The organism is Polyangium spumosum (genome assembly GCF_009649845.1).
GTDB lineage: Bacteria > Myxococcota_A > Polyangia > Polyangiales > Polyangiaceae > Polyangium > Polyangium spumosum.
This window is the reverse complement of sequence record NZ_WJIE01000001.1, coordinates 1,060,727-1,085,727: the sequence shown is the minus strand read 5'-3', so window position 1 is coordinate 1,085,727 and position 25,001 is coordinate 1,060,727. Positions and strand designations below refer to the sequence as shown.

General features: G+C 69.4%; 17 protein-coding genes. 7 read left to right on the top strand and 10 right to left on the bottom strand.

Translation table 11 applies throughout. The features are described 5' to 3' along the window. Positions 1-27 precede the first annotated feature (27 nt). The 7 genes from GF068_RS04605 to GF068_RS04575 all read right to left on the bottom strand — a co-directional run bounded on the left by GF068_RS04605 (position 28) and on the right by GF068_RS04575 (position 11,080). Positions 28-1,167 (bottom strand): SUMF1/EgtB/PvdO family nonheme iron enzyme, encoded by a 1,140-nt coding sequence (locus tag GF068_RS04605; protein WP_153818026.1) that lies wholly within the window; start codon positions 1,165-1,167, stop codon positions 28-30. Between the two features lie 346 nt (positions 1,168-1,513). Continuing rightward, positions 1,514-2,455, bottom strand: coding sequence for a formylglycine-generating enzyme family protein (locus GF068_RS04600; RefSeq protein ID WP_153818025.1), 942 nt, complete (start codon positions 2,453-2,455; stop codon positions 1,514-1,516). Positions 2,456-2,506: 51 nt separating this feature from the next. Continuing rightward, entirely contained in the window at positions 2,507-5,410 is a 2,904-nt protein-coding gene (locus tag GF068_RS04595) for an Ig-like domain-containing protein (protein WP_153818024.1), read from the bottom strand. Between the two features lie 81 nt (positions 5,411-5,491). Next, positions 5,492-5,965 (bottom strand): pyridoxamine 5'-phosphate oxidase family protein, encoded by a 474-nt coding sequence (locus GF068_RS04590; RefSeq protein WP_153818023.1) that lies wholly within the window; start codon positions 5,963-5,965, stop codon positions 5,492-5,494. 94 nt (positions 5,966-6,059) lie between these two features. Then, positions 6,060-9,158: an efflux RND transporter permease subunit gene (locus GF068_RS04585; protein ID WP_153818022.1), complete on the bottom strand. Its 3,099-nt coding sequence runs from the start codon at positions 9,156-9,158 to the stop codon at positions 6,060-6,062. A 33-nt stretch (positions 9,159-9,191) separates the two neighbouring features. Beyond that, positions 9,192-10,388: an efflux RND transporter periplasmic adaptor subunit gene (locus GF068_RS04580; protein WP_153818021.1), complete on the bottom strand. Its 1,197-nt coding sequence runs from the start codon at positions 10,386-10,388 to the stop codon at positions 9,192-9,194. Beyond that, positions 10,385-11,080, bottom strand: a complete 696-nt coding sequence (locus tag GF068_RS04575) for a TetR/AcrR family transcriptional regulator (protein ID WP_170319300.1) — start codon at positions 11,078-11,080, stop codon at positions 10,385-10,387. Before GF068_RS04575 ends, GF068_RS04580 begins: the two co-directional genes overlap by 4 nt. A gap of 112 nt (positions 11,081-11,192) precedes the next feature. Between GF068_RS04575 and GF068_RS43345 the strand changes: the two genes are divergently transcribed. From GF068_RS43345 to GF068_RS04550, 4 genes are all read left to right on the top strand, one after another. Next, complete coding sequence (locus GF068_RS43345; protein WP_170319219.1) at positions 11,193-12,236, top strand: hypothetical protein; 1,044 nt, start codon at positions 11,193-11,195, stop codon at positions 12,234-12,236. Between the two features lie 88 nt (positions 12,237-12,324). After that, entirely contained in the window at positions 12,325-12,987 is a 663-nt protein-coding gene (locus GF068_RS04560; protein WP_153818017.1) for a TetR family transcriptional regulator, read from the top strand. Between the two features lie 20 nt (positions 12,988-13,007). Then, positions 13,008-14,246, top strand: a complete 1,239-nt coding sequence (locus tag GF068_RS04555) for an efflux RND transporter periplasmic adaptor subunit (RefSeq protein ID WP_240806591.1) — start codon at positions 13,008-13,010, stop codon at positions 14,244-14,246. A gap of 3 nt (positions 14,247-14,249) precedes the next feature. Next, complete coding sequence (locus GF068_RS04550; protein ID WP_153818016.1) at positions 14,250-17,423, top strand: efflux RND transporter permease subunit; 3,174 nt, start codon at positions 14,250-14,252, stop codon at positions 17,421-17,423. 508 nt (positions 17,424-17,931) lie between these two features. Here GF068_RS04550 and GF068_RS04545 read toward each other — a convergent pair. The 3 genes from GF068_RS04545 to GF068_RS04535 all read right to left on the bottom strand — a co-directional run bounded on the left by GF068_RS04545 (position 17,932) and on the right by GF068_RS04535 (position 21,492). Continuing rightward, a complete protein-coding gene (locus GF068_RS04545) occupies positions 17,932-18,366 on the bottom strand; it encodes a thrombospondin type 3 repeat-containing protein (protein ID WP_338046219.1) in 435 nt (144 codons plus the stop codon). A 131-nt stretch (positions 18,367-18,497) separates the two neighbouring features. Next, positions 18,498-19,823: an acetyl-CoA hydrolase/transferase family protein gene (locus GF068_RS04540; protein ID WP_153818373.1), complete on the bottom strand. Its 1,326-nt coding sequence runs from the start codon at positions 19,821-19,823 to the stop codon at positions 18,498-18,500. Positions 19,824-19,827: 4 nt separating this feature from the next. Next, a complete protein-coding gene (locus tag GF068_RS04535; RefSeq protein ID WP_153818014.1) occupies positions 19,828-21,492 on the bottom strand; it encodes an FGGY-family carbohydrate kinase in 1,665 nt (554 codons plus the stop codon). 24 nt (positions 21,493-21,516) lie between these two features. Between GF068_RS04535 and GF068_RS04530 the strand changes: the two genes are divergently transcribed. Genes GF068_RS04530 through GF068_RS04520 form a run of 3 tightly spaced genes read left to right on the top strand, consistent with a single transcriptional unit; the run spans position 21,517 to position 24,961 of the window. Further along, positions 21,517-22,506, top strand: coding sequence for an ABC transporter substrate-binding protein (locus GF068_RS04530; RefSeq protein WP_153818013.1), 990 nt, complete (start codon positions 21,517-21,519; stop codon positions 22,504-22,506). Further along, positions 22,491-24,005: a sugar ABC transporter ATP-binding protein gene (locus GF068_RS46870; protein WP_338046218.1), complete on the top strand. Its 1,515-nt coding sequence runs from the start codon at positions 22,491-22,493 to the stop codon at positions 24,003-24,005. The genes GF068_RS04530 and GF068_RS46870 overlap by 16 nt, the downstream gene beginning before the upstream one ends. Further along, positions 24,002-24,961, top strand: coding sequence for an ABC transporter permease (locus GF068_RS04520; RefSeq protein WP_153818012.1), 960 nt, complete (start codon positions 24,002-24,004; stop codon positions 24,959-24,961). The genes GF068_RS46870 and GF068_RS04520 overlap by 4 nt, the downstream gene beginning before the upstream one ends. Positions 24,962-25,001 lie beyond the last annotated feature (40 nt).

The window sequence follows — 25,001 nt, the reverse complement described above, 5'->3', positions numbered from 1 at the left end:
GCCGTGAGGTGTAGCACAGCCGATCCGTCATTTCCCGATCGATTTGCAGCAACGGAAGCCGAGGTGGTAATTGCCGTGGCTGTTGGGATCCGTCACCCGGGTCGCGTGCCAGTCGGGCGCGCGCCACCGGCAATCGTCCGGGTGCGCCTCGAACTCCGAGAAGATGAACCAGCTCCCCTTCATCTCGGTCTGACCTGTGCCCCCGCGGCTCGTCAGCTCCCCGGGGCGCAGCGGTAGGTTCATGTGCTCCGCCACGTTCCCGTGTTGATCGTACACGCCGAACGGGCTTCTGCACTCCGGGAAGGATCCGGCCGGGAACGTGTTCGTCCCGCAGCGCTTCCATCCGCTCGACGTGCACCCTTTGCTCTTCCGGCTCTTCGTGGCGCACTTCGAATGGTCCTTCGCGCGGCCGTAGGCCCAGACGAGCTCGCGATCCCGATTGTGCAGGTCCTTCGATTCCTTGCGCGGCCTGTCGAACGAATACTCCTGCTCGGGCGCGTGGACGGCGCCGGCGCACGCGCCCTCCCATTCGTGCGCGTCGCAGAGCCGCTTGCCGATCGCCTCGCAGAGCTCGGCCGCCTCCTTCGCCGTCGGGCCCGTGACCGGGTGCTCGCACGGGATGCCCGGGAACTCGTAGCGGTCGACGCAGACCCGCGCGTCCGCCTCCTTCTCCCCCGCGAGCCCGTCATAAACAGGCGCCATGAACGGCGCGCCGCACATCGGTTCGTCCTGCTCGAACCCCCCGGCCGCGTTGCGCGCCTCGCGGCACGCCTTCCGGGTCATCGGATGTTTCGTGACCTTGGGGTTGCCCTGGCCGAGCACCGGCGAACGCTGGAAAATGGCGCGAACGGTGGCCATTTGCTCGTCCGTGACGTGAAGCATGGAGACCATGCGCCGGAAGAGCGCCTCACGTTGCTCCTCGAGCGTGTCCGGGTAGAGATCCTCGTCGGGGAGCGGCGGCAGGGGCGCGAATGCCTTGGGCGCGGGCGCCTCGGGCTCCTTCGGGGGCGGCGCGGGCGCGGCGACGCTCGGCGCAGCCGACGCCGAGGCCGGCGCGGTCGGAGCGGCTTCCTTCTCGCGGGTCTCGGCAGACGTGCAGCCGGCGAGGGCTGAAGCGAGGACCACGAGGGCGGCGCGGCGGATCGGGGAGGCAAAGAGGGGAGGCATGCGGCTCGAGGGACGCGTGGCGGGCGCGGTCTTCTTCCCCGCGCGTGGACGGAGCTATACCGCGAGCGGAGGGGATCGTCATCCTGGTCCGGTCCCTTCGTGGGAGGACCCGGATCTCGCCGCATCTGCCGGCGTGCGGCTCGAGCGGGCGCCGAGAAGACACGTGATCTGCCGGCGAACAGGCCGTGACCTCGGGAGGATCACGTCTCGCCTCGGCGAGCGCCGGCCGCGCGCGGGGGAGGATCAGGGGCGTCCTCGCCGGGGGATCTCCGCGGAGCGGGCGAGGGACGGGTTCGTCTGGCTCCGCTCCGCCGGAGAGCGGAGGAGGATCACCCCCGCGCGGCGCTCAATCGGCGCAACATCGGAAGCCCGTGTTCGCCTCCGCTGCGTTGCGCGGGCGCGAGCTCGAGATGTCACAATCGACGTTCTCGGCCGTGCTGGAGAACGATCCGCCGCGGCGCCGGCAGATGTCCGCGCCGCCGTCGGACGGGATACAAGCGTCCTCCCATTCCCACACGTTCCCGCTCATGTCGACGATCCCGGGGAAGCCGCCCTCGCAGCTCGCGAGCGTGCCCACGGGCAAGACGGCGCCGTAGGCCGCGTCCTTCACGTTGCAGGCGTTCGCGTCGTACGCCTGGCCATAAGGATACCCTTGCGCGCCGCCGTGGCTGCAAGCGCCGAACCACTGGTTCCGCGTGGGATCGTCGTGCGCATAATACGGCGCCGGGCCGCCGCCGATGCGGCCGCAGAGCCGCTTGCCCACGGCCTTGCAATAGGCGAACGCGTCGCACCAGTCGACGTTGCCGACGGGGTAATCGTCCTTCGGCGGCATCCCTGCGGAGGGCGCGAAGGAGAGGTTCGACGCGCAATAGGGGACCTGGCTCGCGACGTCCGGCGCGCTCTCGAGCCAGGCGACGTAGTGCGCGTTCGTCACCTCGGTGGCGTCGATGCAATACGCGTCTCCGTCCCAGCCCGGCACGGCGACCATGGGCGGCGTGTTCGGGACCGAGGGGCAGGCCTTCGGGCCCGCGTCGTCGATGAACATCCCGCTGCTGCTCGAGCTGGCGGCGCCTCCCATGCCGCCCATGCCGCCCGTGCCCGAGGCGACCGAGCCCGCGCCGCCGCCCCCGTTCCCCCCCGCGCCGCCCGCGCCTCCGGACGCGGTGGTTTGTCCAATGACGTCGGGCGGATCGGAGCCACAACCGGCGGTCGCGTGGCTCGCGACGACGGCGACGGGCAGGGCGGCGAAGCCCAGGAGGAGGGTACGGCGTAGAATGTCTCGGCGCATCGCTCCCCCGAGGAATATCCCATCGGGGGGGCGACGAGAAGGGGCGGGACGTCAGGGGATGACGCTGAGGACCGGGAGCTCGGTGACCTCGAAGGAGAGGCCGCCGTTCGCGCCGGCGCCGTCGAGGTCGCAATAGGTCCAGGTCGACCCGGCGTCGCGGCTGAAGCGATAGACGTACCGGTACGAGCCGGGCGTCGCGGGGGCCGTGAACGTGGCCTGGTACTCGTCGTCGTTGCCGGACTGGGTGTTGAACGTCGCCGGGACGAACGTGTACCCGCTCTGGGTGGTCGGATTGATGGTCGCCTCGCCAAACCCGAGCTCGGCCACGATGTCGGCGCTCGCGCCGGCCGCCTCCGTGAAGCCGGACTCGTAGACGCGGCCGTAGATGATCGGGCTCGCCTGGCCGGCCTGCACGGTGGCGCTCAGCGGGAACTGGACGTTGCAGAAATCCATTTCCAGCGCGTCGTCCGATTCGTTCACTGCTCCGATCGTGGCGCAGCTACACATGAGCGCAGTCGTCGAGGCGTTGCGGGGCGCAGGCGTCGCGACGGTGAAGTCGAGCGAGTTGTTGCCGGTGTCCGTGCAGCCTGCGTCATTGCGGTGCGCCGCGAGGCTGTTCGACAGGACCGGGGTCGGGGCGGTCTCCGAGCAGTTCACGGTCGGACCGAATCCGATGAAGTCCACGACAGCCCCTCCGAGCGGGCACGTCCCCGAAAGCGGGGTCGTATCGCTCACGAGCGCCAGCTTGCCGTTCGTGCCGGACATGTTGATGTTGCCCGTCTGATCCGCGGTGGGCAGCGGCGAGCCCGTGGCTCCGCCAGAGGTCAGCTGAACCAGGAAATAGCCGCCTGCCGGGATCGTCCCGTTCAGCGCCAAGTTGTTGTTGCTCCAGGTGGTGCCGGTCGCGCTCGTGTATTGCAAGCTCCACCCGGTGATGTCCACGGTCGTCGCGCCGCGGTTGTGCAGCTCGACGAAATCGTGGGTGAACGTCGCTCCGCTGTTCCCACCGCCGCCATACACCTGGCTGATCACGACCGAGCCCGTGCACGTGGTCAGGTCCGGCTGCGCCGTCAAGAACCCGTCCACCGACGTGTACTCCGCGGCGAGCGGCGTGCCCGACGCATTCTGCGCCGCCGTCGTCACGCGGATCTTGTACGCCGTGAAATACGACAGGGCCGGCGCCGGCACGAGCGTCGCGACGGTGTCGCCCATGCCCATCGTCGGCGCGGCCGCCGCGAACCCGAGGCACGACGCGAAATCGTCCGTCGAGATCTGGATCGACCCGATGCAGGCCCCGGTCTCCGTCGTCGCGGTGAGCGTGGCCGGGTTCATCGCTTCGCTGAACGTGACGGCGATCGTCGAGCCCACCGCGACGTCGAGCGCGCCGTCGGCGGGCGTCGTGCCCACGACCGTCGGCGCCGCCCCCGCGACACACATCCCCATGCCGTCACATTGCGTGCCACCATTCTGGTTGCACGCCGCGCCCGCAGGCTGGGGCGGGTTCGACGGGGTGCCGTTGTCGCAGAGGTCGAGCGTGCACTCGTTGCCGTCATTCGGCACGTCGGCGTCGTCCGCCGCCGTCGTCGTGCCGCCCATGCCGTCACACACGGACGCCGTGCAATCGCCGGGCATCTGCGTCGCGAGCGGCGTGCCCGAAGGCGTGTACGCCATGCCGCAGACGCCCATGTTGCAGACCGGCGCGCCGCACTCGGTGACCTGGCCGGGGCAATCCATGGCGTCGACGCAGCCGACACACTGGCCCATGCCGTCGCACTGGTTGCCATTGCCGCAATCCGTGCCCGCGGGCAGCGGCGTATTCGAGACGCCGGTCACCGGATCACAGGCGTCGGCCGTGCAAGCGTTGCCGTCGTCGATGGGGATGGGCGTGTTCGAGACACCCATCACCGGATCACACGCGTCCGTCGTGCAAACGTTGTTGTCGTCGATGTTGACGGGCGTGTTCGAGACGCCGCTCATCGGGTCGCACGTATCCGTCGTGCAAACGTTGTTGTCGTCGACGGGGACCGGGACCTGCACGGGCCCGTTCGTCGGATCACACGCCGCCACGGTGCACGCGTTGTTGTCGTCGGCCGGCAGATCCGTGGCGTCCTCCGCCTCCACGATGTTGCCATTGCCGTCGCAGCTATCCCGCTTGCAATCGCCGTCCGTCGGATCCCCCGCGTCGGTGCCCTCGGGCGCAAAATCGAGGCCGCACATGCTGGCCACGCAGGTGCGGGTCCGGCAGACCGTATCCGGACCTGGGCAATCGGTCGGCTGCGCGCAACCAACACACGCGCCCATGCCATCACAGACCAGGGTCATGCCGGCGCCACACGCCGCGCCGGCCACCAGGTTCGTATTCGAGGGGACGCCGTCCGTGCAGGCGTCCGCCGTGCACTCGTTGTTGTCGTCCGGCAGGTCGTTATCGTCGTCGACCGTCGTCACGTTCCCGGCGCCGTCGCATTGCTCGACCTGGCAATCACCGGCTTGCTGATCCGCGAGGGGCGTCCCGGCGCTCACGAACGTCGTTCCGCATACGCCCGCGTCGCAGGTCGCGGTCACGCATTCGTTGCCCGTGGGAGGGCATTCTGCGGGCGTGGTACACTGCGGGCCGCCACCAGCGCCGCCCATTCCGCCCGCGCCGCCCATACCCCCGGCGCCGCCCATACCCCCGGCGCCGCCCATACCCCCGACGCCGCCCATTCCGCCGGCGCCGCCCATACCCCCGGCGCCGCCCATTCCACCATCCCCGCCCATGCCGCCGGTGCCGCCCATGCCGCCGGTGCCGCCCATGCCGCCCGAACCCGGGCCCATGCCACCCATGCCGCCGCTGGCCCCGGTCCCGGTGCCACCCTGGTCGATTTGGCTCCGATCCACCTTGGCCACGAGCTCACAACCCGTGCCGGTGGAAAGGAGGGCGAATGCCATCAAGGTCAGCTTCGTGGTCCTGCGCATCGTTGTCCCTCTGCGCCGCGTCTACCACGGAGGCCGGCCGGGACGAACCCAAAACCACAGGGGGAAAACGATGTGAGGTGATTAACGGACCAGCGTGGGTCGAGGCCGTTTTCGTTCGCCGTCCTCGAACCGCCCGGTCTTTTCGGTGAGGTGGATACGATAGAGGTGTGCGTCCGGATGAACCGCGCCCTGGCGATGCGGGCCGAGCGGGCCGCGGGGCGTCGAGTTCGCTTGCCGCGTGAAGTAACGCTCGAGGAGCACCTGCAGCGCATGCGCGGCGTCCGGCCCGGTGAGCTCCTCGAACGTGCCCCACGCGATCACGCTCCGCCAGTTCGCGGGCCCCTCGATCTTCTCGACCTCCACGCACACCTCGGGGTTCTCGCGCATCATCGCGAGCTTCAGGCCCTCGCTCGTGTGCCCGTAGATGTAGCTGTCTTCGTAGGCGTACGTGATCGGGACGACGTACGTCCGCCCGCCCGCATGGCAGCCGAGGTGGGCGATCATCTCGTTCGCGAGGACCCGTTCGATCTCGTCTGGGCTGAGCTTGCCGACCATGAGCGCGCGCGCCTCCTCTCGCAGGCTGGGGCGCGGGCTCTTTTGGGCTGTGGGGGGAGGACGTCAACGCGCGGGGCCGGCGAGCCCCGCCCGCTCACTCGGCGGCCGGCGCGGCCTCGGCTTCGGCTTTCACGATGCCGCGCGCCCGCAGCCACGCCTTCACGTTCTCGATGGCGAGATACAGCGCGGGGATCACCACCAGCGACAGGAGCGTCGAGCTGATCACGCCCCCGATGACCGCGATGGCCATCGGCGCGCGGAACTCGCTGCCTTCGCCGTTCGAGATGGCCGTCGGCAACATGCCGAGCACCATCGCCGCGCTCGTCATGAGGATCGGACGGAGCCGCTCGGGGCCGGCCTCCAGGATGGCCTCGAGCGGCGTCTCGCCGTTCTCGCGCACCCGCACGATCGCCCGGTCGACGAGCAAGATCGCGTTCTTCGTGACGAGCCCCATGAGCAGGATGATCCCGATCATCGCGCCCATCGCCATCGACGTATCCATGAGGAAGAGCCCCAGGATCGCGCCGACGAGCGCGAGCGGCAGCGTCATCATGATCGTCAGCGGGTGGATGAAGCTCTCGAACTGCGACGCGAGCACGAGATAGATGAAGATCACCGCGAGGAGCAGCGCCGTCCCCATCGACGAGTTCGTGTCGTTCATCTGCTCGATCTGCCCGTCATAAGCGAGCGACGTGCCTTTCGGCTTCTGGATCGCGTCGATCCGCGGCATGAGCTCGCCGACGATCTCGCCGAGCGAGCGGCCTCGCGGCGTCGCCCACACGGAGATCTGCCGCTGCCGATCCTCACGCTCGATCACCTGCGGGCCCTCGCCCATTTCGAGCCGCGCGACGTCCGCGAGCGCGACCGCGCCCCGCGGCGACCACAACGTCAGCCGCGCGAGCTCCGCCGGCGAGGCCCGATCCTCCTCGCGCATCTGCACCCGGATCGGCACCTCGTCCTTGCCTTGCCGGAGCTTGCTCGCCTCCTCGCCCTCGATCGCCGTGCGCAGCGTCATCGCCACCTGCGCCACGCTGATGCCCTGATCGGCCGCGCGTTGCCGGTCCACCTTCACCCGCATCTCGGGCTTGCCCGGCGAGAACTTCACCTGCACGTCGGTCACGCCCGCCGTGGTCCTGAGCACGCCCGCCACCTGATCGGCGAGCTGGCGGATCTCGTCGTACGACTCGCCCCGCACGTTGATCATGATCGGCGCCTGCACGCCCGCGCCTTCGACGAATTCGGGCTCGGTGATGACCACGTTCGCCCCGGGCACGCCCTTCGCGATCGCGCGCACGTCGTCCTTGATCGCCTCGAGCGGGATCGTCCGCTCGTGCTTCTTCGTCGTCAGGATGCGGTAATGCGCCTTGTTCACCTCGCCGCTCGGCCCGAGCGTCACGTAGAGCGTCTTGATCTGCGGGTGCGCGAGCAGCTTCTTCTCGGCCTCGCGTGATTGCGCGCCGAGCTCGTCGAGCGACGTCCCCGCGGGCAGCTCGACCTCGACCATCATCTCGCCGCGATCCTCCGCGTTGACGAAGTCCGAGCCCATGAGCCCCATGAGGAACCCGGAGCCGATCAGCGTGCCGAACGCGAGCAGCCCGACCACGAGCTTGTGCTTCACGACCCAGCCGAGCAGCCCGCGGTACGAATCATCCATCGCGCGGAAGACCCATTCGAAGGGTCGCTTCAGCCAGGCGAACGGATCCTTCGCCCCGTGCTCGAGCGATTTCGAGAACCGCGACGACAGCATCGGATCGAGCGTGAACGCCACGAAGAGCGACACGAGCACCGCGCCCGAGACCGTGAGCCCGAACTGACGGAAGAACTGCCCCACGATCCCGCCCATGAACGCCACGGGCACGAAGACCGCCACGATCGTCAGCGTCGTCGCGAGCACGCTGAGCGCGATCTCCTTCGTCCCGTTCAGCGCGGCCTCCATGGGTGGCTCGCCGCGCTCCAGGTGCTTGAAGATGTTCTCGCGCACCACGACCGCGTCGTCGATGAGCAGGCCGATGGCCAGGGAGAGGCCGAGCAGCGTCATCATGTTCAGCGTGAAGCCGAGCACGTACATCAGGAAGAACGTGGCCACGACGCTCGTCGGGAGCGCGACCGCGCTGATCAACGTCGATCGTAGATCGAGCATGAAGATCAGGATGATCAGGATCGCCATCGCCCCGCCGAACCAGATGGCGATCTGCACCTCGTGCGCGTTCTCCTCGATGAACGTCGATTGATCCATGATCAGCGACGTCTTCAGGTCCTCGGGGAACTGCTTCTCGAGCTCCGAGAGCCGGTCCCGCACGCCCTTGCAGATCTCGACCGTGTTGCGGCCGCTCTGCTTGACGACCTCGAACGCCACGGCCTCCTCGCCGTTCACGCGGATACGCGTCCGCAGGTCCTCGAAGCCGTCCTGCACGTCGGCCACGTCGCGCAGACGCACCGACGAGCCGCCCGGCGACATCGCCACCACGAGGTCGCGCAGCGTGTCCACCGCCTCGAGCTCGCCCATCGCGCGCACGCTGATCTCGCGCGTCCCCTGCTCGTAGCGCCCCGCGGGCACCGTCAGGTTCGCGCCCCGGATCGCCGCCACGATCTGCGCGGGCTGCACGCCGAGCGCGTCGATCCGCGCCCGATCGAGGAACACCTTCACCTCGCGCTCGGCCCCGCCGCGGATGTTCACCGCCGCCACGCCGTCGACCTGCTCGAGCGAGGGCCGGATCACGTCATCGGCGAAATTGCGGATCTGGCTGAGCGAGCGTTGCCCGCGCAGCGTGTAGATCAGGACCGGCACCGCGCCCGTGTCGAGGCGCGAGATCACGGGCTCCTCGATGTCCTTGGGTAACTTGTAGCGCGCCTGCGCCACGCGCTCGCGCACGAGCTGCGCGGCCTCCTGGATGTCCACGTCGAGCTTGAAGATCACGACCGTGGTCGACACGCCCTCGCGCGAGAACGTGCGCACGCGGTCGATGCCGTTCAGCGAGACGACCGCGTCCTCGATGGGCTTCGAGACCTGCGTCTCCATCTCCGCCGGGCTCGCGCCCGGGTAGATGATCGTCACGCTGGCGACGGGGAATGAGACGTCCGGGAAGAGATCGGTGCCGAGCCTCTTGTAGCCCACGACGCCGAGCACGAGCAGCGCCACCGCGACCATCACCGTGAAGACGGGGCGCTTGATGGCGATCGCCGAGAGGTTCATGAAAAGTCCTCTTTTGCCTGTAAATTCAGCCGATCACTTCGTGGGCGCCGCGGGGACGGGGCCGAGGTCGATCGCCTCGCCCTCCTTCACCTCGGGGCTCGGGTTCGCCACCACGGTCGCGCCGGCGTCGAGCCCCTTGCGCACGTAGAGCGAGCCATCCGGCGCGATCGTGAACGAGACCCGCGCGAGGTGCGCCTTGCCGTCCTGCACCACGACGATCTCGTCCTGCGCCCCGGGCCGCAGCGCGGAGGCCGGGAGCCGGAGCACCTCGATCGACTTCGTGGCCACGATCTGCGCACGAACGAACGATCCCGAGAGCAGCCCGACCTCGGCCCCGTTCGGGATCTCGGCGATCACCGGCACCCTGCGCGTCTGCGGATCGAGCGAGCCGAGCACCGCCGTCACCTTGCCCGCGGCGACGGGCGAGCCGTCGATCGACACCGCCGCGCCGACCTCGAAGACGTCCGCGTCGTTCTCGGAGACCGAGGCCGATAGTTTGAGGACCGACGTATCCTCGATGTGGAAGAGCGGCTCGCCCGGCGAGACGATCTTGCCGATGCCGTTCGGCGCGCGCGTCACGAGCCCGCCGAAGGGCGCCGTCAGCATCGCGTTGCCCACCATCACCGACGCGGCCCGCGCTTGCGCCCGCGCCTGCTCGAGCTGCGCCGCCGCGAGCAGCGCCCGCTGCGTCGCCGTCGTCTTCTCCGCCTCGGGCACCGCGCTCTGCTGGAACAACGTATCCGAGCGCTTCTGCGCGTCCTTCGCCATTTCGAGCGAGATCTCGGCCACGCGTACGCCCGTCTGCGCGACGTTCGCCTGCGCGGACGCCTCCGACGCGTCGACCACGCCGAGGACCTGCCCCGCCTTCACGACGTCGCCCATCTTCGTCTTGATCGTGAGCAGACGCCCTCCCGCCTTGAAGCCCACGTCGGCCTGCTGGATCGGCTCCAGCGTGCCCGTCACGGCGACCCTCGGCTGCCATCGCATCGGCTCGGGTTTCGCGATCAGCGTGCCTCCACGCGCCGTCACCTTCGGCGGCGCCGTCGGGCTCTCCGGCGCCGCGGCTTGCTCGGCCATGACGGCCGTCTGCGCCTCGAGCGCCTTCTTCTGGGCCACCTTGCTCTTGACCCGGACCCCGATCAGCCCGGCCGTGCCCAGCACGACCACGAGCGTGATCAGCTTCCCCGCCCCGAATTTCCTCGTCGTACCCGTCGTTGCCACGGTGCTCATCCTGTCTTTGCCTTCGCCCTGGGTTCTCGCGGGCGTTCGTCCCGCTCCCGGTTCTTCGTGACCGTCCGGTCAACAATCGCGCTCGCCGCGCCGGAGAAGAGCCCGCGCGTGAGCATGTCCTGCGCTTGTCGCGCCCAACCTTCGATGTCCGGGCGCCGCGGCTGCTTGATGATCTCGCGCACCAGCCGCTCGTGTGTGCCCGCGATGAGCCGCGCGACGATCGCGGGCTCGATGTCGTCGCGGTAGAGCCCCGCCTCCACGCCGTGCCGGAGCCAGCCTTCGCTTTGCTGCTCGATCCGCTCGGCGAACGCTTCGATCAGGTACGCGTACGGCGTCCCGCCGCCGCCCGTGAGGATCATCTGCAGGATCCCGCGGTTCTGCCAGCAAAACTCGAGCAGGTCGACGACGTGATCGAGCCGGCTCTCGAGCAGCGCCTCGACGCTGTCCGGGGCCACGCACGCGTCGAAGCGCGCCGCCTCCACGCAGGAGGAGAGCCGCGCCACGACGCCCTCCACGATTTGCCGGAAGCAGTCCTGCTTGCTCTTGAAATGCAGGTAGAAGGCGCCCTTCGACACCCCTGCGCGGCTCGTGATGTCTTCCACCTTCGCGGCGGCCAGACCGTTCTCCGCGAAGATGGCCTCCGCGGCACGGAGAAGGTCGATACGCGCGCGTGGATCTGCGACTCGAGGCATTCCTGACCGGTGGGTCACTATGGGGGGATGCCTTCGGCCGGTCAAGAGGGCTCGGGGGTCACTTCGTTCCGCGATACGATGGAGCACCCTTGCTCCTCCGAGGAGGCTCTTCATGCGCTGGATCCCCCGTTTTTCGCTTGGACTCTCGGCGGCCGTCGTGCTCTCGGCCGCTGCCCCGCGACCTGCCCGCGCCTGCCCCCCGCCTTTGCCGGGCCTTTACAACCACATCCCCGAGAACGGGGCAACGTACCCCGCGAACGCCGCGCTGTTTTTCTCGGGCCACTACATCTCGCTCGACGCCGTCACGGTCACGGTGGACGGCGCGCCCGCCGCGTTCGTGCCGGTCGCGGACGAGGCGCTCGCCGGGCTCGCCGGGTTCGTCGTGCGTATCGACCCGACACCCGCGGCGGGCCAGGTCGTGGAGGTGGCCGGCGATTTCTGCCTCGCGGGTGAGATGTGTGAACCCGAGGCGATATCGTTCACGACGAGCGCGCCGGACACGACGGGGCCTCTCGGCGTGAAGAGCGTCCTTTACAACGTTCACGACTACCCCGATTTCAAGGCGAGCGTCGGTGATTGCCAGTCGGACAGCGACCTCGCGTATCACGTGCACGTGGAGGGCGAGCCCGCGGGCCCGGGGGAGGCGCCCGTGGTGTTTCGCGTCGAGGCCTTTCGTGACGCGGCGATGCAAGACCTCGCCTTCGCGCGATCGGTCTTCGCGTCGAGCCCGATCCAGTTCCGCAAGCTCGCCCTCGAGCTCGGCGGCGCCGATCCGGCCGCGGCCTTCACCTTCCGCGTGAAGACGCTCGACGCCGCAGGAAACGCGGGTGATTCGAGCGTGGTTTCGTCGCCTTGTCACGTACGCGTCGACCCGCCGGGCACCTCGTCGTGGGCGCCCGACGAGCCGATGTGGACCGCGGCCGACGCCTACCCGGGCGGAGCCTGCGACGGAAGCGGCGGCGGCGGCGGAAGCGGCGGCGGAAGCGGCGGCGGCGGAAGCGACGGCGGAAGCGGCGGCGGCGGCGGGAGCGGCGACGACGGCTCCTGCGCGATCGGCGTCCCGGGCGGCGCACCCTCCGGCGTGGCGGGACTCGGACTTCTGGTGCTCGCGTGGGCTTCGTCACGCATCCGGCGCCGAAGGCCTGCACCTTCGTGAGAAAAATCCGTTAGCTGCCCAGCCTTTGGCCCGCGTTTGCTGCGAACGGGCGTTGCGCGCATTCAAAAGATGAGCGACGGTTCATCCCGTGAGCGACTCGTCTGCTCGACGAACATCCCTTCCACGTCGCCGTGACGAGGCCAAGGCGCTTTTCCGCAACGCCATCCTCGACGCGGCGGAGCACGTCTTCGCCAAGCAGGGCTTCCACGGCGCGCGTATCCAGGACATCGCCGACCACGCGCGGATCGCGGTCGGCACCGTCTACAACCACTTCGAGCAGAAAGAAGACGTGCTCCACGCGCTGCTCGAGGACCGCATGGAGCAGATGATCGGGGCCCTCCGGCCGCAGCCCACGGACCCCGAGCCCTTCGATCAGAAGCTCACGTGCTGCATCACCCGCGCGCTGCGCTTCGTCGAGTGCCACCGCGACTTCCATCAGATCGCCCTCGACTGCGGCCTCTTCGCGAAGGGCACGGCCGCGACGTCGAGCCTGCTCGGCGACAAGGCCATGGCGCTCTTCGAGCGGCTCAAAGCCACGACGCTCGCCCTCGTGAACGACGGCCTCTCGTGTGGCGCGCTCCGGCCCCTCGATCCCGTGCCGCTCGCGCGCATGCTCGGCGGCCTCATCCGCGCCTTCTCCATCGGCATGCTCATGGAGCAAAGCCAGCCGAACCTCGAAGCCGAGGCGTCGCTGCTCGTCGACCTTTATCTGAACGGCGCAGGCCGGGCCGATCCACCCCGACCTGCGTGATGAAACGATCTTGGAGAACGATGATGCGTCTTGATTCGTCCGCGTCCGCCTTCGCGCTCGCGCTGCTCGTCTCGCTCGCGCCCGCCTGCGCCAAGAAGGACGCCGAGCAGAACGCCAAGCCCGCGGAGACCGCCGCCACCGCCGAGCCCACGCCCGCGGTCCGATTCGCGAAGATCACCGAGCGCAAGCTCTCGCCCACGCTCGAGCTGACCGGCACGCTCGCCGCCGACGAGACCAGCGAGGTCGCCGCGGCGACGGCCGGCATCGTCACGAAGGTCGAGATCGACGTCGGCACGCGCGTGAAGAAGGGCGACGTCCTCGTGCAGCTCGACGGCCGCGATCCGGCCCTGCGCGCGCAGGCCGCCGACGCGTCCGCGGCCCAGGCGATGGCCAAGCTCGGCGTGAAGTCGGGCCAGAAGTTCGACGCGAACAACGTCGCCGAGGTCCGCGCCGCGAAGGAGGCCATGGATCTCGCCGTCAGCGAGGCCGACCGGACGAAGACGCTCTACGAGGGCGGATCGATCTCCGTGTCGCAGTGGGATCAGGCCCGATCGCGCGCCGAGCAGGCGCGCGCGCAGTACGAGGCCGCGCGGAACGGCGCGATGCAAGGGTGGGCGGGGCTCGCGGCCGCGCAGTCCCAGGCGAACCTCGCGCGCAAATCGGTCGCCGACACCAGCATCCGCGCGCCCTTCGACGGCGCCGTCGCCGAGCGCCGCGCCTCGGTCGGCGAGTTCGCGCCGATGGGCAAGGTCGTCGCCGTCGTCGTGCGTGACGACGTCCTGCGCCTGCGCATCGACGTCCCCGAGACCGACGCCTCGAAGGTCACCGTCGGCAAGGAGGTCACGCTCACGGTCTCCGCGCACCCGGGCAAGACCTTCAAGGGCACGGTCAAGCGCGTCGGCGCGAGCCTCAAGGCGCAGTCGCGTACGCTCCCGATCGAGGCCGAGGTCACGAACGCCGACGGCCAGCTCAAGCCCGGCTACTTCGCGCGCGCGTACGTCGAGCTCGGCGAGGCCGACACGAACGCGCTCTTCGTCCCTCGCGCCGCCATCGGATCGAGCGGCAGCGCGAGCCGCGTCTTCGTCCGCTCGGGCAATCGCGTCATCGAGCGCATCGTGACGCTCGGCCGCGAGATCGACGGCGAGATCGAGATCCGCGGCAGCAACATCGGTCCGAACGACGAGGTCGCGATCGACCGCGTCGACCTCTTGCAAGACGGCGCCGACGTCAACGTCGCCCCCGCCGCCGGAGCGAAGTGACCCATGCAATGGCTCGCAGCGATCTGCGTCCGTCGGCCCGTCTTCGCGACGGTGATCGTCCTCCTCCTCACGGTCGTCGGCGCCTTCTCCTACGGGCAGCTCGGCCTCGATCGGTTCCCGAAGGTCGACTTCCCGGCCGTCGTGATCACCACGGTCCTGCCGGGATCGGCGCCTGAGGAGGTCGAGACCGAGATCTCCGACAAGATCGAGAGCGCCGTCAACACGATCAGCGGCATCGACGAGCTCCGCAGCTCCTCCTCGGAGGGCGTGAGCATGGTCATCGTTTCGTTCGTCCTCGAGAAGGACGTCGACGTCGCCGCGCAGGAGGTGCGTGACAAGGTCAACGCCGTCCTCAACGAGCTGCCGCCGGGCATCGACCAGCCCGTGATCGCGAAGATGGATCCGGACGCCGCGCCGGTCCTCACGCTCGCGCTCTCGGGTCCGGGCAACGTGCGTGACGTCACGGAGCTCGCGGACAAGACCGTGCGCCGCCAGATCGAGTCGATCAACGGCGTCGGTCAGGTGACCTTGATCGGCGGTCGCCCGCGGCAGATCAACGTCTGGGTCGATCCGGAGAAGCTCCAGAAGTACGGCATCTCGGGCCCCGAGGTCGAGCGCGCGCTGAAGACCCAGAACATCGAGCTGCCGAGCGGCCGCGTCGAGCAAGGCTCTCGCCAGCTCACGCTGCGCACGCGTGGCCGCGTCGAGTCGGTCGCGGAGATGGGCGAGATCGTGGTCGCCACGCGTGACGGCTACGGCGTGCGCCTGCGCGACATCGGCGAAGTCGAGGACGGCACGGCCGAGCCCGAGTCCGTGGGCTTCAAGGGCAAGAGCGCGACGGTCGTGCTCAACGTCCGCAAGCAGAGCGGCACGAACACCGTCGAGGTCGTGAGCACGGTCAAGGAGCGCCTCGGCGAGCTCGGGCAGCGGCTGCCCGAGGGGTACAAGATCGACATCGCCCGTGATCAGTCCGAGTTCATCGAGAACGCGATCCACTCGGTGAAGGAGCACCTCGTGCTCGGCGCCATCTGCGCGGCGCTCATCGTGCTCGCGTTCCTCGGCAACGTCCGCTCCACGATCATCGCGGCCGTCGCCATCCCGACGAGCGTCATCAGCACCTTCGGCATCATGCGCGCCGCGGGCTTCACGCTGAACGCGATCACGCTGCTCGCGCTCACGCTGGCCGTCGGCATCGTCATCGACGACGCGATCGTCGTCCTCGAGATCATCTACAAGCGCATCGACGAGAACAACGAGCGGCCCATGGAGGCCGCGATCAACGGGACGAAGGAGATCGGCCTCGCCGTGCTCGCGACGACGCTCTCGCTCGTCGCCGTCTTCCTCCCGGTCGCGTTCATGGGCGGCATCGTCGGCCGCTTCATGAGCTCCTTCGGCTTGACCATGTCGTTCGCGATCATGGTCAGCTTGCTCGTCAGCTTCACCCTGACGCCGATGATGTGCGCGCGGTGGCTCCGCAAGCACGTGAAGAAGGACAAGGACGGCAAGCCCCTGCCGGCGGCGGCCGGCCACGGCCATGGCCACGGCGAGGCGAAGGGGATCTACGGGGCGATCGAGCGTGGTTACGTGCGGATCCTGCGCTGGTCGATGGCGCACCGCTGGGTGATCGTGGTCTCGAGTATCCTCGCGCTCTTCTCGATCCCGGTCCTCGCGGGCCGCGCCAACGCGAACTTCCTCCCCGACGAGGACGAGTCGCAGTTCCAGGCCAGCATCCGCGCGGACGAGGGCACGAGCCTCGACGAGATGCGCCTCATCGCGACGCGTATCGTCGGGGATCTCGAGGCGATCGAGGGCGTCGAGTACGCGATCACGACCGTGGGCGACGACGCGCAGAAGACGCCGAACCTCGCGAGCCTCTACGTAAAACTCCTCCCCGCGGACAAGCGCAAGCTCTCGCAGCAGGAGCTCATCGACAAGGCGCGCGCGGAGCTCCTGCCCAAATATGGCAAGGACTACCGGATCTCGATTGGCCCCGTGAACTCGATGGGCGGCGGCGCGGTCTACCCGGTCATGTACCAGATCACCGGCCCGGACATGACGAAGATCGCGTCCTACGCCGAGGTGCTGCTCGCCAAGATGAAGACGCTGCCGGGCGTCGTCGACGCCGACACCTCGCTCATCCTCGGCAAGCCCGAGCTCCGCGCGCACATCGATCGCGAGAAGGCCTCGGATCTCGGCGTGAGCGTCGCCGACATCGCGAGCTCGCTCCGCCTGCTCGTCGGCGGCTACGAGGTGACGAACTACAACGAGAAGGGCGAGCAATACGAGGTGCACGTCCGCGCCGTGCCGAGCTACCGCTCGAACGTCGAGGGGTTGAAGCGGCTCACGGTGCCCTCGATGCGCCTCGGCACGGTCTCGCTCGAGAACCTCGTCTCGTTCACGGAGGGCGCCGGCCCCTCGAAGATCGACCGCTACAACCGCCAGCGGCAGGTCATGATCATGTGCAACATGAAGAAGGGCTTCTCGGAGCGCGCGATCATCGAGTCGCTCGACAAGGCCGCGAAGGAGCTCGGCATGGAGGCTGGCTACAGCGCGAGCGCGACGGGCCGCTCCCGCGAGCTCGGCCGCGCGGCGAAGAACTTCGGCCTCGCGTTCCTGCTCTCGTTCATCTTCATGTACCTCGTGCTCGCGGCGCAGTTCGAGTCGTGGCTGCACCCGATCACGATCCTCCTGAGCCTGCCTCTGACGGTGCCGTTCGCGATCGTGAGCGTGATCATCTTCCGGCAATCGCTGAACATCTTCTCGATGCTCGGCATCCTGGTGCTCTTCGGCGTCGTGAAGAAGAACTCGATCTTGCAGATCGATCACACGCTCAAGCTGCGCGAGGAAGGTCTCCCGCGACTCGAAGCGATCCTGCTCGCGAACAAGGACCGTCTTCGTCCGATCCTGATGACGACGGCCGCGTTCGTGGCGGGCATGATCCCGCTCGTCATGTCGAGCGGCGCGGGCTCCGGCACGAACCGCGCGACGGGCTTCGTCATCATCGGCGGCCAGTCGCTCGCGCTCTTGCTCACGCTGCTCGCGACGCCTGTCGCCTATTCGCTCTTCGACGACCTGTCGGTCTGGGTGCGTAATACGCTCAAGCTCGGCCGCTCGGACGAGGACGAAGGCGCGCCGACGAACGACGCCCACCCGGCCCCCGCGCCGGGGGGGGAGTGATCGAGGGCGTTTCGCTGGGGCTTTGCCCCAGGCCCCACCGGGGCTATCCGCCCCTGGACCTGGACCAGCGCAAGCGCTGGACCTTTTGTCGATGAACTGCGCTCCGCGCAGTTCATCGAACAGGCCGGGGTAAGACCGACGACGCCCACCAGAACAGCAGCGCCTTGCCAGGAGGAGGCAGCCCGGGGTCGTGCCCACGCGCCTCGAAGTCTCGCGCACGCGTCTCGAAGTCTCGCGCGGCCGTCTCGAAGGTGAGCGAACGAACCCCGAAGGTCGTGCCCACGCGTCTCGAAGTCTCGTGCACGCGTCTCGAAGTCCCGCGCGCGCGTCTCGAAGGTGAGCGAACGAACCCCGAAGGTCGTGCGCACGCGTCTCGAAGTCTCGTGCACGCGTCTCGAAGTCTCGCGCGGCCGTCTCGAGGGTGAGCGAACGAACCCCGAAGGTCGCGCCCACGCGCCTCGACGTCGCGCCCACGCGCCTCCCACCTGCGTGACGTCGGTGGGTTAGCTCACTCGTTGCACGACGACCACGGCACCTGGCGGAGATAATACTCCCACGTCTGAAAGTTCGACGTCGCGCTCCGCTGCACCTGCCCGCTCGTGCACCATCGATTCTCGGTCCACGACGTCCCGTGCGCGAGGCATTGGTATTGCACCATTGCCCGCTTCGGCCCGGCGCAGCCGTGGAACTTGTACTGGAGGCAGCTCTCCATGTCCGGCGTGACGTTCACCTTTTGCTCGGAGACCACGCTCGCAGCGTCGCACGCGTCGCCGCTCCCGTCTCCGTCGCAATCGGATTGGCTCGGATTTGCCACGCGCGGGCAGTTGTCCGACATGTCCGAAATGCCGTCGCCGTCCGAGTCGATGGGGCCACGCGCCTCGGCCTGGCCCGCGGAGGCCATGTCGATCGGCACGGACCACGTCCCGAGCGCGGCACACAACACCGCAAAACGAATGGCTCGCCTTGTTCCACGCATCTGATTCCCCTGCCGAGCAGGAACTGCGCCGAGCGTAGACGTGTGGGCACGTCACGGCCAAATTCCAGGCAGCCCCGCTCCCCCCCAGGCCGAGGTCGTCAGGCAGGATCGATGAAGACGTAACGCCGCTGCTTCGCGGCCGCGAGCAGCTCGGCCCGGTGGTCCGGGTGCGCGATGTCGATGAGCGCCTGCGCGCGCTGGCGGATGTTCTTGCCCCAGAGATCCGCAATGCCGTGCTCCGTCACCACGTAATGGACGTCGCCGCGGCTCGTCACGATACCCGCGCCCGCCTCCAGCGTGGCCGCGATGCGGCTGATCGTGCCCTTTTTCGCCGTCGAGCGCATCGCGATGATCGGCTTGCCCCGGCGGCTGCGCGCGGCGCCGCGGATGAAATCCACCTGCCCGCCGATGCCCGAGAAAAACCGCCCGCCGAGCGTGTCCGCCGCGACCTGGCCCGTCAGGTCGATCGCGAGCGCCGCGTTGATCGCGACCATGTCGTCATTTCGCGCGATCACGAACGGGTCGTTCGTGAAGGCCGAGCCACGCATCTCCACGAAGGGGTTCTCGTGCACCCACTCGTACAGCGCGCGGCTGCCCATCACGAACGACGTCACGATCTTCCCGGGCAGGAGCGTCTTCTTGCGGCAGGTGATCACGCCCTTCTGCACGAGGTGCATCACGCCGTCCGAGAACATCTCGGAGTGAATGCCGAGGTCGTGGTGACCTTCGAGCGCCATGAGCGAGGCGTCCGGGATCTTGCCGATGCCGAGCTGGAGCGTCGCGCCGTCCGGGACCAGGCTCGCCACGTGCCGGCCGATCGCCCGGTCCACGTCGTCGAGCGGCTCGACCCCGCGCTCCGGCAGCTCGTCGTCGACGGGCACGAGGTGGGCGATACGATCCACGTGCAAGAACGAGTCGCCGTGCGTGCGCGGCATGCGCGGGTTCACCTCGGCGAGCACGAGATCGGCCGTGTCGATCGCGGCGCGCACGATGTCCACCGAGACGCCGAGGCTCACGTAGCCGTGCTCGTCGGGCGGCGAGACCTGCACGAGCGCCACGTCGATCTTCACGCGGCCCGAGCAGATGAGCGAAGGGATCTCCGAGAGGAAGACCGGCATGAAGTCGGCCCGACCCTCGGCGACCGCGTCGCGCACGTTCGCGCCGATGAAAAACGCCGTGTGACGGAAGCGCTTCTCGAGGCCCGGCTTCACGTAGGGCGCGGGGCCGAGCGTGAGCAGGTGGACGATCTCGTTGCCCTCGAGGTGCGTGCCGTGTTCGGTCATCGCCTCGACGAGCCGCGCAGGCTCGGCCGCGCCCGAGCCGATGAGGATGCGGCGGCCCTTCGGGATCACCCGCACCGCGCCTTCGGCCGTCGTGATCTTGTCCGCGAAACGTTCGCGCCAGTCGTTCGAATGCAGGGTCATGTCGTCACGCGTCATCGCGCATGAGGGCCCGGTACGCCATCTGATCTTCGTACATTCGCAGAAACACCCGGTGTTTCCGGTCGTGGAAGCGCTTCACGTCGCCGCCCGTGGGCAGGACGACCGCGCCCGCCTCGCTCATCGCGCCCATCGCCGCGAGCACCGTCGGCCGATCACCCGACGCCACGGCGCCGAGCATCGCCGCGCCGAGCAGCACGGCCTCGGGCTCGCGCGGCAGGATCACGCGGCAGCCCGTCACGTCCGCGTGCTCGCGCACGAAGACCGGGTTCTTCGTGTCCCCGCCCGTCGCGTGCAGCGCCTCGATCCGGTAACCCGCCGCGTTCATCGCCGCGAGGATGTGCCGCGTCCCGTGCGCGAGCGCCTGGATCGTCGCGAGGTACAGGATCGCGAGCGCGTCGACGTCGTCCGCGAGCCCGAGCCCGCTCACCATGCCCCGCAGCGTCGGATCGGCCCGCGGCGAACGATTGCCGTGGTGGTCCGGCAGCACGTGCACGTCCCGCGCGAGCTCCGCGGGGAAGGCGTGTTTCGTGGCGAGGACGTCGAGCCGCTCGTTGAGCAGCGCGTACACCGTCGTCCCGCGCCGCCGCGCCTCCTCGGCGAGCTCCGCGCCTCGCGCGTGTGTGTGGATCACGTGATCGATGAGCGCGCCCGTCGCGCTTTGCCCGCCCTCCGTGAGCCATAACCCGGGGATCATCGCCGAGCTGTACGGGCCCCAGACGCCCGGCACGAAGCGCGCTTGTCGAGACGAGGCCATGTGGCACGTCGACGTGCCGCCGATGAGCGCGAGCCGCTCCTCCATCGCGGCCTCGTCGGGCAGGACGCCGTTCGTTGGGATCCCAAGCAACCCGAGCCCGCCGGCGTGCGCGTCGATGATCGGCACCGCCACGGCCGTCCCTGCGCAGAGGCCGAGCTCGGCCGCGGCGCGTTCGGTCAAACCACCCGCGCGTTCGCCCATGGGGCGCACGTGCTTGCCGATGCGCGTATACCCCTCGTCGACGAGCTCCCCGAGGCCGATCGCCCGGAAATACGCGTCGTCCCAGCGCCCGATGCTGCCGCCTTCGCCCGGCTCGTGCCCGAGGTACGTCCATTTGCACACGGTGGTGCAGAGAGAGCGCACGTCGCTGCCCGTCGCGCGATAGGCCATGAAATCCGGCAGATCCAGGAAACGCGCGGCGCGGCGGAAGCTTCGGCCCATGTGCCTCTTCAGCCAGGCGAGCTTCGGCGTCTGCATCTCCGGCGAGATCACGCCGCCCACGTACCGCAAGACCTCGTGACCACCCGCGTTGATACGCGTGGCCTCCTCGATCGCGCGGTGATCCATCCACACGATCACGTTCCAGCGATCGTCGCCCGACGGGCTCACGGTCACGGGGCGATCGCCCTCGTCGAGCAGCACGAGCGAGCACGTCGCGTCGAACCCCACGCCCACCACACGCTCGGGCCGATCGCCGGCCTCGCCGAGCGCCGCCCGGGTGGCCTCACACGCGGCCGACCAGATCTCGTCGGACGACTGCTCGACGAAATCCGGCGCGGGGCGATGGAGCGAGATCGGACGCACGCCGATCCCGAGCTTGTGTCCTTGGCCGTCGAAGAGGGCCGCGCGAACGCTGCCCGTGCCCACGTCGATCCCGAGATAGTGACGGTCTTGCATCCCGTCTGATTATACTCGCCGCCCATGTTCGGCCGGACCCTTCGTTTCGCCCTGACGCTCGCCTTCGTGTTGCTCCTGCTCTCGTGCAACAAGAACAAGGAAGGGGGCGCGATGAAGATCGCCGTCATCCCCAAGGGCACGACGCACGAGTTCTGGAAGGCCGTGCACGCGGGCGCGGTGAAGGCGTCGCGCGAGATCGGCGTGGAGATCGTGTGGAAAGGGCCGCTCCAGGAGGACGATCTCAAGGGGCAGATCGACGTCGTGCAGAGCTTCGTCGCCCAGGGCGTACGAGGCATCGTGCTCGCGCCGCTCAACGAAAAGGCGCTGGAGAAGCCGGTCGCGAGCGCCGTGGCGGCGAACATCCCCGTCGTGGTCTTCGACTCGGATCTCGCCGGCAGCGCGCACAAGAGCTTCGTCGCGACCGACAACCTCGCGGCGGGCAGGCTCGCGGGCGAGAAGCTCGGCGCGCTCGTCGGGCAGAAGGGCAAGATCGCGGTGCTCCGCTACCAGGAGGGCTCGGCGAGCACGCAGAAGCGCGAGGAGGGCTTCCTCGAGGCGATCCGCAAGATCCCCGGCATCCAGATCGTGAGCGACAACCAGTACGGCGGCGCCACCACGGAGAGCGCCTTCGAGAAGGCCGAGAGCCTGCTCGCCGCCCAGAACGCCTCGGGCGGCGGCGTGGACGGCGTCTTCTGCCCCAACGAGTCGACCACGTTCGGGATGCTGCTCGCGCTGCGGAAGGCGAACCTCGCGGGCAAGATCAAGTTCGTCGGCTTCGACGCGTCGGAGAAGCTCGTCGGCGCGCTGCGCGACGGGCACGTGCACGCGCTCGTCGTGCAGGATCCCTTCAAGATCGGCTACGAGGCCGTGCGCGCGATGGCCGAGCTCGTCGCGGGCAAGCCCGTGCCGCCGCGTATCGACACGGGCGCCGTGGTCGTCGACAAGTCGAACCTCGACAAGCCCGAGACGAAGGCGATCGTCGCGCCCGACCTCGCGCCGTGGCTCGGGAAGTGAGCGGCGTCGTCGCGCGAGGCGTGACGAAGGCGTACGGCGCGACGATCGCGCTCGCGGGCGTGGATCTCGAGGTCCGCCCCGGCGAGGTGCACGCGCTGCTCGGCGAGAACGGCGCAGGCAAGAGCACGCTCGTGAAGATCCTCGCGGGCGCGGTGCGGCCCGACGGAGGCCACCTGACGCTCGACGGCGCGCCCTACGCGCCGAAGGACCCGGCCGCCGCGCGCGCGGCAGGCGTGCGCCTCGTCAGCCAGGAGCGCGCGCTTTGCCCGCATCTCACGGTCGAGGAGAACGTCCTGCTCGGCGGCGAGCCCACGCGCTTCGGCGTGCTCAGGCGCGAAGAGGCGCGGGAGATCGCGGCGCGCGCGCTCCACGCGATCGATCCTGCGGGCGCGAAGAGAGACCGCTTGCGGCCCGACGCGCTCGTCGCCGACCTCGGCCCGGGGGAGCGGCAGCTCGTGGAGATCGCGCGCGCCATCACCGAGCCGCGTTGCCGCCTGCTCCTGCTCGACGAGCCCACCTCGAGCCTCGGCGCCGACGACGTCGAGGCCCTCTTCGCCGTCGTCGGGCGCCTGCGCGAGGCCGGCCTCGCCGTCGTGTACATCTCGCACCACCTCGACGAGATCCGCCGCATCGCCGACCGCTTCACCGTGATCCGCGACGGCCGCACGGCCGGGACGGGCCGCGTCGACGAGGCCACGCCCGCGGAGATCGTCACGATGATGGCGGGCCGATCCATCGAGGACCTCTATCCACGATCCCCACGCGCGGCCGGCGACGTCGTCCTCTCGACGCGTGATCTCGCGGGCGCGCACTTGCCCGTGCGCGCGAGCTTCGAGCTTCGCCGCGGCGAGGTGCTCGGCATCGCCGGCCTCGTCGGCGCGGGCCGCACCGAGCTGCTCCGCGCGATCTTCGGGCTCGATCGTGTGCGCCGCGGCGAGGTGCGCGTCGGCGCGTACGTCGGCCCCGCCTCGCCCGCGGCCCGGCTCGCGCAGGGCGTCGGCCTGCTCAGCGAGGATCGGGGCGGCGAGGGGCTCGCGTTGAACCTCACGATCGCCGACAACCTCACGCTCTCGCGGCTCTCGGGCCTCGGCCCGCTCGGGCTCGTCGCGCCCTCGCGGATCCGCGCGGCGGCGAGGCGCTTCATCGAGAAGCTCGGCGTCGTCTGCGCCGGGCCCGATCAGCCCGTGGGCGCGCTCTCGGGCGGCAACCAGCAGAAGGTCGCGCTCGCGCGGCTGCTCTACCACGACGTCGACGTCCTCCTGCTCGACGAGCCCACGCGGGGCGTGGACGTGGGCAGCCGCGCCGCGATCTACGCGCTCGTCGACAGGCTCGCGTGCGAGGCGAACAAGGCCGTGCTCGTGGTGTCGAGCTCGGCCGAGGAGCTCGTCGGCGTCGCGGACCGGATCGCGGTCATGCACAAGGGCGAGCTCGGCCCTGCGCGACCCGTGAGCGAGCTCGACGTGCGGGCCGTGATGCTCGAGCAAGCAGGCGCCACATGAAGTACTTGCGGAAGTACCCGTTCCTCGGCCCGCTCGTCGCGGTCGTCGTCGTCTACGTGATCTTCGCGATCATCGCGCCCGGCCCGTTCACGCGGGCGCAGAACCTCACCACGATGGCGGGGCAGACCGTGGTCGTGGGGATCGCGGCGGCCGGGATGACGCTCGTGATCCTGCTCGGCGGGATCGACCTCTCCGTGGGCTCGAACGTCGCGCTCTCCACGGTCGTCTGCGCGCTCTGCTTGCGGTCGGGCGCGCCCGCGATCGTCGCGGCGCTCGCCGCCATGGGCAGCGGAATGCTCGCGGGGCTCGTGAACGGCGCGCTCGTCACGACGCTCCGGATCACGCCGTTCATCGTCACGCTCGGCACGATGCGGGCGCTGCGGGGCCTGGCGAAGGGGCTCGCGGACGAGCAGAAGATCGACGCGCCCGCCTCGGGCCTCGAAGCGCTGCTCGCGCCGCTCCCGCCCGGCTGGGGCTGGGCCCTCTTCCCGCCGGGCGTGTGGATCATGCTCGGCACCTCGGCGCTCGTCGCGGCGATGCTCGTCTACACGCGCGGCGGGCGGCACATCGTGGCGATCGGCTCGAACGAGGCGACGGCGCGGCTCTGCGGCGTGCGCGTCGAGCGCGTGAAATGGCTGGTCTACGGGCTCGCCGGCCTCTTCGCCGGGCTCGCGGGCGTGATGGAGTACGCGACCTTGACCGTTGGAGATCCAACGGACTCGATCGGCCTCGAGCTCGAGGTGATCGCGGCCGTGGTGATCGGCGGCGGCTCGCTCGCGGGCGGGGAGGGCTCGGTCGCGGGCGCGCTCTTCGGGGCCCTCTTGATGACGGTGATCCGCACGGGATCGACCTTCCTCGGGATCGACAACTGGGTGCAGGACATCGTGACGGGTGGGATCGTGGTCACGGCCGTCGCGCTCGATCGCGCCAGGCGCTCGAGCGAGGCGGGGCGCTGAACGATTCCCTCACCCCCATCCCCTCTCCCGCCCGCGGGAG

Bases quoted from the DNA above. Each gene is read 5' to 3' on its own strand.
- GF068_RS04520 (WP_153818012.1), top strand. From the start codon at position 24,002: ATGAAGTACTTGCGGAAGTACCCGTTCCTCGGCCCGCTCGTCGCGGTC.
- GF068_RS04605 (WP_153818026.1), bottom strand. From the start codon at position 1,167: ATGCCTCCCCTCTTTGCCTCCCCGATCCGCCGCGCCGCCCTCGTGGTC.
- GF068_RS04530 (WP_153818013.1), top strand. From the start codon at position 21,517: ATGTTCGGCCGGACCCTTCGTTTCGCCCTGACGCTCGCCTTCGTGTTG.
- GF068_RS04600 (WP_153818025.1), bottom strand. From the start codon at position 2,455: ATGCGCCGAGACATTCTACGCCGTACCCTCCTCCTGGGCTTCGCCGCC.
- GF068_RS04540 (WP_153818373.1), bottom strand. From the start codon at position 19,823: ATGACCCTGCATTCGAACGACTGGCGCGAACGTTTCGCGGACAAGATC.
- GF068_RS04575 (WP_170319300.1), bottom strand. From the start codon at position 11,080: ATGCCTCGAGTCGCAGATCCACGCGCGCGTATCGACCTTCTCCGTGCC.
- GF068_RS04580 (WP_153818021.1), bottom strand. From the start codon at position 10,388: ATGAGCACCGTGGCAACGACGGGTACGACGAGGAAATTCGGGGCGGGG.
- GF068_RS04585 (WP_153818022.1), bottom strand. From the start codon at position 9,158: ATGAACCTCTCGGCGATCGCCATCAAGCGCCCCGTCTTCACGGTGATG.
- GF068_RS04535 (WP_153818014.1), bottom strand. From the start codon at position 21,492: ATGCAAGACCGTCACTATCTCGGGATCGACGTGGGCACGGGCAGCGTT.
- GF068_RS04550 (WP_153818016.1), top strand. From the start codon at position 14,250: ATGCAATGGCTCGCAGCGATCTGCGTCCGTCGGCCCGTCTTCGCGACG.
- GF068_RS04595 (WP_153818024.1), bottom strand. From the start codon at position 5,410: ATGCGCAGGACCACGAAGCTGACCTTGATGGCATTCGCCCTCCTTTCC.
- GF068_RS04555 (WP_240806591.1), top strand. From the start codon at position 13,008: ATGATGCGTCTTGATTCGTCCGCGTCCGCCTTCGCGCTCGCGCTGCTC.
- GF068_RS43345 (WP_170319219.1), top strand. From the start codon at position 11,193: ATGCGCTGGATCCCCCGTTTTTCGCTTGGACTCTCGGCGGCCGTCGTG.
- GF068_RS04590 (WP_153818023.1), bottom strand. From the start codon at position 5,965: ATGGTCGGCAAGCTCAGCCCAGACGAGATCGAACGGGTCCTCGCGAAC.